Origin of the sequence: Pseudomonas sp. WC1, assembly GCF_050586565.1 — a bacterium.
Classification (GTDB): domain Bacteria; phylum Pseudomonadota; class Gammaproteobacteria; order Pseudomonadales; family Pseudomonadaceae; genus Aquipseudomonas.
Genome location: NZ_JBOBDQ010000009.1, coordinates 1 through 12,951, shown reverse-complemented (window position 1 = coordinate 12,951; position 12,951 = coordinate 1). Strand labels below are relative to the sequence as shown.

General features: G+C 65.4%; 11 protein-coding genes. 8 read left to right on the top strand and 3 right to left on the bottom strand.

Going from position 1 to position 12,951, the window contains the following annotated elements; translation table 11 throughout:
* Positions 1-14: 14 nt before the first annotated feature.
* The 6 genes from ACQ4OD_RS06015 (at position 15) to cmoB (ending at position 8,726) form a co-directional block, all read left to right on the top strand.
* Positions 15-1,361 carry a carbohydrate porin gene (locus ACQ4OD_RS06015; protein ID WP_198754672.1) on the top strand — a complete coding sequence of 449 codons (1,347 nt, stop codon included), beginning with the start codon at positions 15-17 and terminating at the stop codon, positions 1,359-1,361.
* Positions 1,362-1,392: 31 nt separating this feature from the next.
* Positions 1,393-3,804, top strand: a complete 2,412-nt coding sequence (locus ACQ4OD_RS06010; protein WP_198754673.1) for a glucose/quinate/shikimate family membrane-bound PQQ-dependent dehydrogenase — start codon at positions 1,393-1,395, stop codon at positions 3,802-3,804.
* Between the two features lie 154 nt (positions 3,805-3,958).
* Complete coding sequence (gene lon / locus ACQ4OD_RS06005) at positions 3,959-6,379, top strand: endopeptidase La (RefSeq protein WP_198754674.1); 2,421 nt, start codon at positions 3,959-3,961, stop codon at positions 6,377-6,379.
* 168 nt (positions 6,380-6,547) lie between these two features.
* Positions 6,548-6,940, top strand: coding sequence for a protease inhibitor I42 family protein (locus tag ACQ4OD_RS06000; RefSeq protein WP_046856831.1), 393 nt, complete (start codon positions 6,548-6,550; stop codon positions 6,938-6,940).
* Positions 6,941-7,029: 89 nt separating this feature from the next.
* Positions 7,030-7,773 (top strand): carboxy-S-adenosyl-L-methionine synthase CmoA, encoded by a 744-nt coding sequence (cmoA, locus tag ACQ4OD_RS05995; protein WP_139669535.1) that lies wholly within the window; start codon positions 7,030-7,032, stop codon positions 7,771-7,773.
* Positions 7,770-8,726 carry a tRNA 5-methoxyuridine(34)/uridine 5-oxyacetic acid(34) synthase CmoB gene (gene cmoB / locus ACQ4OD_RS05990; protein ID WP_102681618.1) on the top strand — a complete coding sequence of 319 codons (957 nt, stop codon included), beginning with the start codon at positions 7,770-7,772 and terminating at the stop codon, positions 8,724-8,726. Before cmoA ends, cmoB begins: the two co-directional genes overlap by 4 nt.
* Positions 8,727-8,795: 69 nt before the next feature.
* On the opposite strand, the gene ACQ4OD_RS05985 is transcribed toward cmoB, so the two are convergent.
* The gene (locus tag ACQ4OD_RS05985) at positions 8,796-8,999 is read right to left on the bottom strand and encodes a hypothetical protein (RefSeq protein ID WP_430944016.1); all 204 of its coding nucleotides are present in this window, start codon (positions 8,997-8,999) and stop codon (positions 8,796-8,798) included.
* Positions 9,000-9,275: 276 nt separating this feature from the next.
* Here ACQ4OD_RS05985 and ACQ4OD_RS05980 point away from each other — a divergent pair, with 276 nt between their 5' ends.
* Both ACQ4OD_RS05980 and ACQ4OD_RS05975 read left to right on the top strand, forming a co-directional pair.
* The gene (locus ACQ4OD_RS05980; protein WP_102681616.1) at positions 9,276-9,950 is read left to right on the top strand and encodes a heavy metal response regulator transcription factor; all 675 of its coding nucleotides are present in this window, start codon (positions 9,276-9,278) and stop codon (positions 9,948-9,950) included.
* On the top strand, positions 9,947-11,332 hold the full coding sequence (locus ACQ4OD_RS05975; protein WP_139669533.1) for a heavy metal sensor histidine kinase: 1,386 nt from the start codon (positions 9,947-9,949) through the stop codon (positions 11,330-11,332). The genes ACQ4OD_RS05980 and ACQ4OD_RS05975 overlap by 4 nt, the downstream gene beginning before the upstream one ends.
* Before the next feature lie 74 nt (positions 11,333-11,406).
* Here ACQ4OD_RS05975 and pdxJ read toward each other — a convergent pair whose 3' ends face one another.
* Entirely contained in the window at positions 11,407-12,129 is a 723-nt protein-coding gene (gene pdxJ, locus ACQ4OD_RS05970) for a pyridoxine 5'-phosphate synthase (protein WP_219730207.1), read from the bottom strand.
* Positions 12,130-12,191: 62 nt separating this feature from the next.
* Positions 12,192-12,875, bottom strand: a complete 684-nt coding sequence (gene recO / locus ACQ4OD_RS05965; protein WP_110697766.1) for a DNA repair protein RecO — start codon at positions 12,873-12,875, stop codon at positions 12,192-12,194.
* Positions 12,876-12,951 lie beyond the last annotated feature (76 nt).

Genomic DNA, 12,951 nt, shown 5'->3' with positions numbered 1-12,951 from the left:
GATAGCGCTATCTCATGCTCCAGCTGCCCAATACCCGTTACTCCGGCCTCGCCCTCGCCACCCTGCTCGGTGCCCTGTCCCCTACCACCAGTGCCAGCGAAATGTTCGCCAAGGACTCGAAGTGGATGCTCGGCGACTGGGGCGGTACCCGCAGCGAACTGCTGGAGAGGGGCTACGACTTCACCCTTGGCTACACCGGCGAGATGGGCAGCAACCTGCACGGTGGCTACAGCCACGACCGCGCCGTACGCTACAGCGACCAGTTCACCTTCGGCGTGAACATGGACCTGCAGAAGATCCTCGGCTGGCACGACACCGAGGTGCAGCTGACCGTCACCGAACGCCACGGCAACAACATCAGCAACGACCGCATCAATGACCCGCGCGTCGGCGGCTTCACCTCGGCCCAGGAAGTCTGGGGCCGTGGCCAGACCTGGCGACTGACGCAGATGTGGATCAAGCAGAAATACTTCGATGGCGCGCTGGACGTGAAATTCGGCCGCTTCGGCGAAGGCGAGGACTTCAACAGCTTCCCCTGCGATTTCCAGAACCTGGCGTTCTGCGGCTCGCAGGTGGGCAACTGGGTCGGCGGCATCTGGTACAACTGGCCGGTCAGCCAGTGGGCACTGCGCGTGCGTTACAACCTGAACGAGGCGCTCTACGCCCAGGTCGGCGTGTTCGAGCAGAACCCCTCTAACCTCGAGAGCGGCAACGGCTTCAAGCTCAGCGGCAGCGGCACCCAGGGCGCGGTGATGCCGATCGAACTGGTCTGGAGCCCGCGGGTCAATGGCCTGAAAGGGGAATATCGCGCCGGCTACTACTACAGTAATGCCAAGGCACAGGATGTACTCAAGGACAGCAACGGTACGCCGGCCGCCATCAGCGGCGCCGCCTATCGCAGCAGCTCGAGCAAGCACGGTCTGTGGCTCGGCGCCCAGCAGCAGGTGACCGCGCTGGCCTCCGACCAGTCGCGCGGCCTGAGCCTGTTCGCCAACGCCACGGTGCACGACAAGAAGACCAATGCCATCGACAACTATGTGCAGGCAGGTGTGGTTTACAAAGGGCCGTTCGATGCCCGCGCCAAGGACGACATCGGTTTCGCCCTGGCCCGCGTGCACGTCAACCCCGGCTACCGCAAGAACGCCCGCCTCATCAACCAGGCAAACAGCCTGGACAACTACGACAACCCCGGCTTCCTGCCCGTGCAGGACACCGAGTACAGCGCCGAACTCTATTACGGCATCCACCTGGCCGACTGGCTCACCGTACGCCCGAACCTGCAGTACATCCGCCATCCGGGCGGAGTGTCGCGGGTCGACGACGCGTTGATCGGCGGCCTGAAGATCCAGAGCAGTTTCTAACCCGACCCTTTCACACTACGGAGAACAGACGATGAGCACTGACGGTGCCAAGAATGGAACCCGCTGGCTACCGCGCCTGATGGGCGTGCTGCTGCTGATGATGGGCCTGGCCCTGTTGGCCGGCGGCATCAAGCTGAGCCAGCTGGGCGGCTCGCTTTACTACCTGATTGCCGGTATCGGCTTCGCCCTGTCCGGCATCCTGCTGCTGGCCAAGCGTCGCATTGCCCTGGGCCTGTATGGCCTGGTACTGCTGGGCAGCACCGCCTGGGCGCTGCTGGAAGTGGGCCTTGACTGGTGGCAGTTGGTGCCTCGCCTGGCCATCTGGTTCGCCATCGGGGTGGTCCTGCTGCTGCCGTGGGCGCGCCGCCCACTGGTGGGCCCTGCATCGAAGGTCAACACTGCCCTGCTCAGCGTCGCCGTGGTCGCCTCCGGCGCCACCGCCCTGGCCAGCCAGTTCACTCACCCGGGCGAGATCCGTGGCGAGTTCACCCGCGACAACAGCGAAATGGGCAGCGCCGCCCCGGCCATGCCCGACGGTGAATGGCAGGCTTACGGCCGCACCGAGCATGGCGACCGCTACTCGCCGCTGCGCCAGATCACCCCGCAGAACGCCTACCGCCTGGAGGAAGCCTGGCGCATTCGCACCGGCGACCTGCCGACCGAGAACGACCCGGTGGAGCTGACCAACCAGAACACGCCGTTGAAGGTCAACGGCATGCTCTACGCCTGCACCGCCCACAGCCGCCTGCTGGCGCTGGACCCGGACACCGGCGCCGAGATCTGGCGCTACGACCCGCAGGTCAAGAGCCCCACCGGCACGTTCAAGGGCTTCGCCCACATGACCTGCCGCGGCGTCTCGTACTATGACGAGAACAGCTACGTCAGCCGCGATGGCAGCCCCGCGCCGAAGATCACTGACGCAGGCCAGGCCGTGGCCCAGGCCTGCCCGCGCCGCCTCTACCTGCCCACCGCCGACGCCCGCCTGATCGCCATCAACGCCGACACCGGCAAGGTCTGCGAAGGCTTCGCCAACCAGGGCGTGATCGATCTGACCCGTGGCATCGGCCCGTTCACCGCCGGTGGTTACTACTCCACCTCGCCGGCCGCGATCACCCGCAGCCTGGTGATCATTGGCGGCCACGTGACCGACAACGAATCGACCAACGAACCGTCCGGCGTGATCCGCGCCTACGACGTGCACGACGGCCATCTGGTGTGGAACTGGGACAGCAACAACCCGGACGACACCAAGCCCCTGGCCGACGGCAAGTTCTACAGCCGCAACTCGGCCAACATGTGGTCGATCGCCAGCGTCGACGAAGACCTCGGCATGATCTACCTGCCGCTGGGCAACCAGACCCCTGACCAGTGGGGTGCCGACCGCACCCCCGGCGCCGAAAAGTACAGCGCCGGCATCGTCGCCCTGGACCTGGCCACCGGCAAGGCGCGCTGGAACTATCAGTTCACTCACCACGACCTGTGGGACATGGACGTCGGCAGCCAGCCCACCCTGGTGCACCTGAAGACCGACGACGGCGTCAAACCGGCGGTCATCGTGCCGACCAAGCAAGGCAGCCTGTACGTGCTCGACCGCCGCGACGGTACGCCGATCGTGCCGATCCGCGAGATCCCGGTACCACAAGGCGCGGTCAAGGGCGACCACACAGCACCGACCCAGGCCCGTTCCGACCTCAACCTGCTCGGCCCTGACCTGACCGAACAGGCCATGTGGGGCGCCACGCCGTTCGACCAGATGCTCTGCCGCATCCAGTTCCGCAGCCTGCGCTACGAAGGCCAGTACACCCCGCCCTCCGAGCAGGGCAGCCTGGTGTACCCGGGCAACGTCGGCGTGTTCAACTGGGGCAGCGTCTCGGTCGACCCGGTGCGCCAGATCCTCTTCACCTCGCCGAACTACATGGCTTTCGTGTCGAAGATGGTCCCACGCGAGCAGGTCGCCGAAGGCAGCAAGCGCGAGAGCGAGACCAGCGGTGTGCAGCCGAACACCGGTGCGCCGTACGCCGTGACCATGCACCCGTTCATGTCGCCGCTGGGTATTCCGTGCCAGGCGCCGGCCTGGGGCTACGTGGCAGCCATCGACCTGTTCACCAATAAAGTGGTGTGGAAGCACAAGAACGGCACCACCCGTGACAGCACCCCGGTGCCGATCGGCATGCCGGTGGGCGTGCCAAGCATGGGGGGCTCGATCGTCACTGCCGGCGGTGTCGGCTTCCTCAGCGGCACCCTGGACCAGTACCTGCGCGCCTACGACGTGAAGAACGGCCAGGAGCTGTGGAAGGCTCGCCTGCCGGCAGGCGGCCAGGCCACGCCGATGAGCTACACCGGCAAGGATGGCAAGCAGTACGTGCTGGTGACTGCAGGCGGCCATGGCTCGCTCGGCACGAAAATGGGCGACTACATCATCGCTTACAAATTGGCTGAGTAAGCATCACGCCTGTCGCGGGGCAAGCCCGCTCCCATCGAGGGAGCGGGCTTGCCCCGCTATTGTTTCCCTCCGCAGTTCTCCCCCCTTCGTCTACCATTGAAACCTGCCAACCACCGCCCCATCTAAGCACCATAGCCATTCACGCAGGTGCCCCATGAGCGACCAGCAGGATTTCCCGGAACACCCCGACGAACACAGCGAAGTCGAACATCTCGATCCCGCGACCGCCCCCGGTCACCATCTCGCCCTGCCCGGCCAGCAACTGCCGGACAAGGTCTACGTGATCCCGATCCACAACCGCCCGTTCTTCCCCGCGCAAGTGCTGCCGGTGATCGTCAATGAAGAACCCTGGGCCGAAACCCTCGATCTGGTCGCCAAGACCCCGCACCACTCCCTGGCGCTGTTCTTCATGGACACCCCGCCGGAAGACCACCGCCACTTCGACACCAAGGCCCTGCCCGAGTACGGCACCCTGGTGAAGGTCCACCACGCCAGCCGCGAAGGCGGCAAGCTGCAGTTCGTCGCCCAGGGCCTGACCCGCGTGCGCATCCGCACCTGGCTCAAGCACCACCGCCCGCCCTACCTGGTGGAGGTCGACTACCCACGCCAGCCGACGGAGCCCACCGACGAAGTGAAGGCCTACGGCATGGCCCTGATCAACGCGATCAAGGAATTGTTGCCGCTCAACCCGCTGTACAGCGAAGAGCTGAAGAACTACCTCAACCGCTTCAGCCCCAACGATCCGTCGCCACTGACCGACTTCGCCGCCGCCCTCACCTCGGCCACCGGCAACCAGCTGCAGGAAGTGCTCGATTGCGTGCCCATGCTCAAGCGCATGGAAAAGGTCCTGCCGATGCTACGCAAGGAGGTCGAGGTCGCCCGCCTGCAGAACGAGATATCCGCCGAGGTGAACCGCCAGATCGGCGAGCACCAACGCGAATTCTTCCTCAAGGAACAGCTCAAGGTCATCCAGCAGGAGCTGGGCCTGACCAAGGACGACCGCAGCGCCGATGTGGAGCAGTTCCAGCAGCGCCTGGCGGGCAAGACCCTGCCTGAGCAAGCGAAAAAACGCATCGACGAGGAGATGGGCAAGCTGGCGATCCTCGAAACCGGCTCGCCGGAGTATGCCGTCACCCGTAACTACCTGGAGTGGGCCACCGCGCTGCCCTGGGGTGTGTACGGCAAGGACAAGCTCGACCTCAAGCACGCGCGCAAGGTACTCGACCGCCACCACGCCGGGCTCGACGACATCAAGGAACGCATTCTCGAGTTCCTTGCCGTCGGCGCCTGGAAGGGTGAGATCAGCGGCTCCATCGTCCTGCTGGTGGGTCCGCCCGGGGTAGGCAAGACCAGCATCGGCAAGTCCATCGCCGAATCCCTGGGCCGGCCGTTCTACCGTTTCAGCGTCGGCGGCATGCGTGACGAGGCCGAGATCAAGGGCCACCGCCGCACCTACATCGGCGCCCAGCCGGGCAAGCTGGTGCAGGCGCTGAAGGAGGTCGAGGTGATGAACCCGGTGATCATGCTCGACGAGATCGACAAGATGGGCCAGAGCTACCAGGGCGACCCGGCCTCGGCGCTGCTGGAAACCCTCGACCCGGAACAGAATGTCGACTTCCTCGACCACTACCTGGACCTGCGCCTGGACCTGTCCAAGGTGCTGTTCGTCTGCACCGCCAACACCCTGGACTCGATCCCCGGCCCCTTGCTCGACCGCATGGAAGTGATCCGCCTTTCCGGCTACATCACCGAAGAGAAGCTGGCCATCGCCAAGCGCCACCTATGGCCCAAGCAGCTGGACAAGGCCGGCGTGGCCAAGACCAGCCTGAGCATCAACGACGCCGCGCTGCGCGCGGTGATCGAGGGCTATGCCCGCGAAGCCGGTGTGCGCCAGCTGGAGAAACAGCTGGGCAAGCTGGTGCGCAAGTCGGTGGTCAAACTGCTGGAAGACCCGGACGCCAAGCTCAAGATTGCCGCCAAGGACCTCGAGCCCGCCCTGGGCATGCCGGTGTTCCGCAGCGAGCAGGTGCTGGCCGGCAAGGGCGTTATCACCGGCCTTGCCTGGACCAGCATGGGCGGCGCCACCCTGCCGATCGAGGCCACCCACATCCACAGCCTCAACCGCGGTCTCAAGCTCACCGGGCAGTTGGGTGACGTGATGAAGGAATCGGCGGAGATCGCATACAGCTTCATCAGCTCGAACCTCAAGCAGTTCGGTGGCACGCCCGGCTACTTCAACGAGGCGTTCATTCACCTGCACGTGCCCGAGGGCGCAACCCCCAAGGATGGCCCCAGCGCCGGCGTGACCATGGCCAGTGCCTTGCTGTCGCTGGCTCGCGACCAGCCGCCGAAGAAAGGCGTGGCCATGACCGGCGAGCTGACCCTGACCGGCCAGGTGCTGCCGATCGGCGGGGTCCGCGAGAAAGTGATCGCCGCGCGGCGACAGAAGATCTTCGAACTGATTCTGCCGGAGGCCAACCGTGGCGATTTCGAAGAACTGCCCGAGTATCTGAAGGACGGGCTGAGCGTACATTTCGCCAAGCGCTTCGCCGACGTGGCGAAAGTATTGTTCTAAAGAGGACGGGGCCACGTTGCGGCCCTATCGCCGGCAAGCCGGCTCCCACACAGTGCGGCATGTATCCTACTTGTGGGAGCCGGCTTGCCGGCGATAGAGCCCGCGCAGACCACACAAACTTCCGACAGCTTCGGTTATCCTCAGGCCATTCCAGCTTCAGGAGCCAACATGTCCCTCCCTCGCCTGCTCGTCCCCGCCGCCCTGGCCCTGCTCACCGCCTGCGCCCAGCAACCGCAACGCACCGTCGAACTGGACGGCGAAAGCGAATGCCCCAAGCGCCTGCAGGTCGGCCAGACCCTGACCCTCACCTTGCCCAGCAACCCCACCACCGGCTACCGCTGGCTGGTGCAGAACCCGGCTTCGGAGATCCTGCGCAGCCTCGGCCCTGAGGTGTACAGCTCTCCGGAGCAAGCCGGCATCGTCGGCAGCGGCGGCCTCTCCAGCTGGCGCTTCCAGGCCAAGGCCGCTGGTGAGGGCCACCTGATCCTGGTCTACCAGCAGCCCTGGGCCCCGGAAGTACGTCCCGTACAGACCTTCGATTGCGCCATCCGGGTCAACTGAGCGCACGGCGCCGGTCAGCCAGTCATGCAAGCTTGCCGTGGTTTGGCTAGAATGCCGCCCCTGTAGATTGCCAGCCGCCTGGACCCACCGTGAGCAAACAACCCGACCGCCTATTCGCCCAACCCCTGGAGCAGGTGCCCGACTTCGTCTTCAACGAAGACGTGGTGCAGGTGTTCCCGGACATGATCAAGCGCTCGGTGCCCGGTTACCCGACCATCGTCGAGAACCTCGGCGTGCTTGCCGCGCGCTTCGCCCAACCCAACTCCGCGCTGTACGACCTCGGCGCCTCGCTGGGCGCGGTGACCCAGGCGCTGCGTCGCCATGTGCGCACGGACGGCTGCCGGGTGATCGCGGTGGACAACTCGGCGGCCATGGTCGAGCGCTGCCGACAGTACCTCACAGCCCAGGACTCGATGTTCCAGGAGTTGCTGCCGGCGCAGGTACTGGAGGCCGATATTCTGGCCCTGCCCTTCGAGCCGGCCTCGGTCGTGGCAATGAACTTCACCCTGCAGTTCGTCGCCCCCGAACAGCGCCTGGACCTGCTTGGCCGCATCCGCCAGGCACTTTTGCCGGGTGGCGCGTTGATTCTCTCGGAGAAACTGCGCTTCACCGACGCCCAGGAGCAGGAACTGCTCAACGAACTGCACCTGGACTTCAAGCGTGCCAATGGCTACAGCGAACTGGAAATCGCCCAGAAACGCAGCGCCATCGAAAACGTGATGAAACCCGACACCCTGGAAACCCATGAAGCGCGCCTGCGCGCTGCCGGCTTCTCCAAGGTCGTGCCCTGGTTCCAATGCCTCAACTTCGCCTCGCTGATAGCCCTGCCATGATCGATCTGTCCCCCCTCGTCCGCCGCCTGGCCGGCACGCCCCTTGCCACCTGGTCCCAAGGCCTGCAGGCACAACTCGAAAGCAAGCTGGAAAAGGGCCACGGCGACCTCGATCGCTGGCGCGGCGCCCTCGACGCACTGCCGCAGCTGACCCCGAGCGAAATCGACCTGGTCGACGGCCTGCGCCTGGACTGCGCCTGCGACGACGCCACCCGGGCGCAGATGCGCCAGGCGCTGATGGGCCTGTCGCCCTGGCGCAAGGGCCCGTTCGACCTGTTCGGCGTGCATGTCGATACCGAATGGCGCTCGGACTGGAAATGGTCGCGGGTCGGCCCGCACCTGGATCTCAAGGGCAAACGCGTGCTCGACGTGGGTTGCGGTAACGGCTACTACCAGTGGCGCATGCTCGGTGCCGGCGCCGACATGGTCATCGGCGTCGACCCCAACTGGTTGTTCTTCTGCCAGTTCCAGGCCGTGCAGCAGTACCTGCCGGACCTGCCGGCGTGGCACCTGCCGTTCGCCCTCGAAGAACTGCCGGCCAACCTCGAAGGTTTCGACACCGTATTCTCCATGGGCGTGTTCTACCACCGCCGCTCGCCCATCGAGCATTTGCTGGCGCTCAAGGATTGCCTGGTCAAGGGTGGCGAGCTGGTACTGGAAACCCTGGTGATCGAGGGCGACGAAAACCAGGTGCTGGTGCCCGAGGACCGCTACGCGCAGATGCGCAACGTATGGTTCCTGCCGTCGGTGCCAGCCCTGGAGCGCTGGCTGCGCCGCGCCGGCTTCAGCGATGTGCGCTGCGTCGATGTCAGCGTCACCAGCGTCGAGGAACAACGCAGCACCGAGTGGATGCGCTACCAGTCGCTTGGCGATTTCCTCGCCCCCAATGACCACGGCAAGACCATTGAAGGCCTGCCGGCGCCACGCCGCGCCACATTGCTGGCGCGTAAATAAAAAAGGCGCCCATTCGGGCGCCCAGGCTCACCTGCGCCGAGGAGCTGTCGTGGCGCAGGCGTGTGGTGCTCAATCCTTGGCCAGCTCGCGGGCCTTATCTTCGGCCTTGCGCTCACGCTCGGCCACGGCCTGCTGCTTGTCGCCATGCAGACGCGCCTGGTCCTCGCGGAAGGCTTGCCAGAATTGCTTGGAACGCTCCGCGCCACCCTCGGCGAAAACGTTGGTGCTGCCCAGGGCGAGGATCGCCAGCAGCAAGTACTTGGTCAGGTTCATCGTGCTTGCCTCGTGATAACCGTATCGACAGGGCCATCATGGCAAGGCGCAGCTAACAGCAAGGTGAGGCGGACATTACAGTCCTGAAATCCCCACAGAAACGCGTGGCAGTGGGCTTGCCCCGCGATGACGACAAGCCTGTCGCCCATATGACCTGCAGATTACAAATCAGCAATCCTCCTCTTATCGCCATTCGCATCCAGTAACATCCTCGCCGCTTGACCCTGATGTCACTACAGGGTCGAGAATCGCCCCCTTTCCACACAGAGCCCGACCATGCGCCTACTGATCATCGAGGACGAACCCCGTACCGCTGACTACCTGCAGCAAGGCCTGCGCGAAAACGGCTATGTGGTCGACTGCGCCTACACCGGCACCGACGGCCTGCACCTGGCCCGCCAGCAGCCCTACGACCTGGTGATCCTCGACGTCAACCTGCCCGGGCTCGATGGCTGGGGCGTACTACAGCGCCTGCGCGCCGAGTCGTCCACGCGGATCATGATGCTCACCGCCCACGGCCGGCTCGCCGATCGGGTCAAGGGGCTGGACCTGGGCGCGGACGACTACCTGCTAAAGCCGTTCGAATTCCCCGAACTGCTGGCGCGTATCCGCAGCCTGCTCCGGCGCAACGACCAGCGCCTGCAGCCGAGCACATTGAAGGTCGCCGACCTCGAGCTCGACCCCGGCCGACACCGCGCCTGGCGTAACGGCCAGCGTATCGATCTGACGGCGAAGGAGTTCGCCTTGCTGCACCTGTTGATGCGCCAGAGCGGCGAAGTGCTGTCACGTACCCAGATCATCTCGCTGGTGTGGGACATGAACTTCGACTGCGACACCAACGTGGTGGAGGTATCGATCCGCCGCCTGCGGGCGAAGATCGACGACCCCTTCGACGACAAGCTGATCCATACCCTGCGCGGCGTCGGCTACGTGCTCGAGGCGCGGGCGTGAAGCGCCCCAGCCTGTCGTTGCGCCTGGGCCTGGGCGTCACCCTGCTGGGCGCGGCGCTGGTGCTGCTGCTGGCGTGCCTGGCGGTATTCGCCCTCGACCATGAACTGGATAGCCGGGCACGCAAGGACCTGACGCGCAAGATGCAGCAGGTCGAGCACAACCTGCGGGTGGACCTGCGCAGCGACGACCTCAGCGCCCGGGCCCACCCCCTGCTCGACCTGGTCATGGGCCATGACAACCTCAGCCTCAGCGTGCTGGCCGTCAATGGCCGCCATCCAGCGCTGCTCAGCCTTGGCCCGGCCATGCAGTCCCAGCACTTGCTGAACCTCGAAGCGGACGACCGGCTGACCTTCCATGCCTGGCGCGACGACGGCGACAATCAGATCCTCACCGCCAGCCGCTTGATGCGCCTGCGCGACGACACCCCGGTAAAAGTGTTGATGTCACTCAACCGCAGCGATGACAACAGCCTGCTGCAAGCCTACCTGCACTCGACCCTGCTGGCCCTGCCGCTGCTGCTGGTGCTGATCGGCATCGCCGCCTGGAAACTGGTGCAGCGCGGCTTGCGTCCGTTGCGGCACTTCCGCCGGATCGCCGGCCAGGTTTCGGCCCAGGACCTTACTCACCGGCTGCCCGATGAGGGCCTGCCCAGCGAGCTGGCCGACCTCGCGCGCGCCATCAACATCATGCTCGACCGGCTCGACCAAGGCGTGCGCCAGCTATCGCAGTTCTCCGACGACCTGGCCCACGAGCTGCGCACGCCCATCGGCAACCTGATGGGCAAGGCCCAGGTGACCCTGGCCCGCGAGCGTGACGGCGACAAGTACCGCGAAGCCCTCGAAGACAGCGTCGAGGAGCTGACCCGCCTCAACCGCATCATCAACGACATGCTGTTCCTCGCCCAGGTCAGCCAGCCGCAGACCCAGGTTGCCCTGGCGCCACTGACGTTGGCGGACGAAGTGGCCCGGGTGAGTGAACTGTTCGCCTTCAGTGCCGAGCTCAAGGGTATCTCCCTGCACCTGCAAGGCTGGGGCACGGCCCTGGCGGACCGGTTGATGTTCCAGCGGGCGCTGTCGAACCTGTTGAGCAATGCGATTCGCCATGCACCAGAGGGCAAGCCGGTCGCCGTAGGTATCGAGCGGCTGGGCAACGAGATTGCCGTGTGGGTGCAGAACCAGGGCACGGGGATAGACGAGACGCACCTGCCGCACCTGTTCGAACGCTTTTACCGGGCAGGAGCCGGGCGTTCACGGCTGGAGGGCGGAACCGGGCTGGGGTTGGCGATCGTCAAGTCGATCATGCAATTGCATGGGGGGCGGGTCGAGGTCACGAGCCAGGTCGAAGGGCCGACGCGGTTCACCTTGGTATTCAAGGCCGAGTAAAGCTATCGCGGGGCAAGCTCGCTCCCACAGGAGCTCCAGCAAAGCCTGTGGGAGGTGCTTACCTCGCGATTGACTCAGCGCGAAGCAGCGACGATCAGCGCTTTCATCTCGGCCACCGCGGCCTTGAAGCCGACGAACAGCGCATGGGCCACCAGCGCATGGCCGATGTTCAGCTCGTTTATGCCCTTGATCGCGGCCACCGCCTCGACGTTGTGGTAATGCAGGCCATGACCGGCATTGACGATCAGGCCCTGGCCAACACCAAACGCCACGCCATCGACGATGCGCTTGAGTTCCTCTGCCACTTCGGTCGGTGTCTCGGCATCAGCGTAACGGCCGGTGTGCAACTCGATGGCCGGCGCGCCGACACGGCGCGAGGCCTGGATCTGCCGCTCGTCGGCATCGATGAACAGCGACACCTCGGCACCGGTGCGCGACAGGCGTTCGATAGCCGCCTTGATCCGCGCCTCTTGGCCGGCGACATCGAGGCCGCCTTCGGTGGTCAGTTCCTGGCGGGTTTCCGGCACCAGGCAGATATGCGCCGGGCGGATCTTCTCGGCGAAGGCCATCATCTCTTCGGTGACGCCCATCTCGAAGTTCATGCGGGTCTGCAGCACGTCCTTGAGCAGCAGCACGTCGCGCTCCTGAATGTGCCGGCGGTCTTCGCGCAGGTGCACGGTGATGCCGTCGGCACCCGCTTCCTCGGCGTCCAGGGCGGCCTTGACCGGGTCTGGATAGCGGGTGCCCCGGGCCTGGCGCAGGGTCGCCACGTGGTCGATGTTGACGCCGAGAAGCATGCGGTTGCTGTGAGTCACGAAGGGGCACTCCTGAAAGTTGAGGGCCACAGCATACGTCGTGCTCAGCGCTTGCGAAACAGTTCCCGGCTGACCAATGGCTTGGGCCCCAGGTGGACCGCCAGTGCCTGGCGCATCAAGCGCTTGGCGGCAAGCAAGGCGCCAGGCGCCTCCCAGTCGGCCTGGGCCAGGGCCAGCAGTTCGCCGCCCTTGAACAAACCGGGCTGGAACAGTTCGACCCGCTCAAGGCCCGCATCCACCTGCAGGCGATAAAGGCCTTCGGCGACCACAGGGCTGTCGTTGACGTCATGGTCCAGGGTGAAGGCATAACCCAGCTCATCCAGCAGACGCCATTCGAAGGAGCGCAACAGCGGCTCCAGCGCACGCCCGGCGGCCAGGGCCTGCAAGGTCAGGGTGTAGTGCTCGAACAGCGCCGGATGCGGCGCCTCGGCGGGCAGCAGGCGCATCAGCAGTTCGTTGAGGTACAACCCGCTGAACAGCGCGTCGCCGTGCAACCAGGCGGCAATACCGACGGCATCCAGACGGCCGACGTTCTTCAACTCGCCGCGCCCGCGCAGCTCCACCTCCAGCGGCACGAACGGCCGCACCAGGCTACCGCCCTTGCCCCGCGCCCGGCGCAGCACGGCGCGTACCTTGCCTTGCGGGGTAAGAAAGTCCACCAGCGCACTGGTTTCCTTGTAGGCGCGGCTGTGCAGCACGTAGGCCGGCTGGGGGGTGGGTTGTTCCATCACAGACCACTCGATATCGGACATGACTGTGGGAGCGGCGTTGAGGGGCCCGGACTTTCCCCCTTTTTCCCCCTCC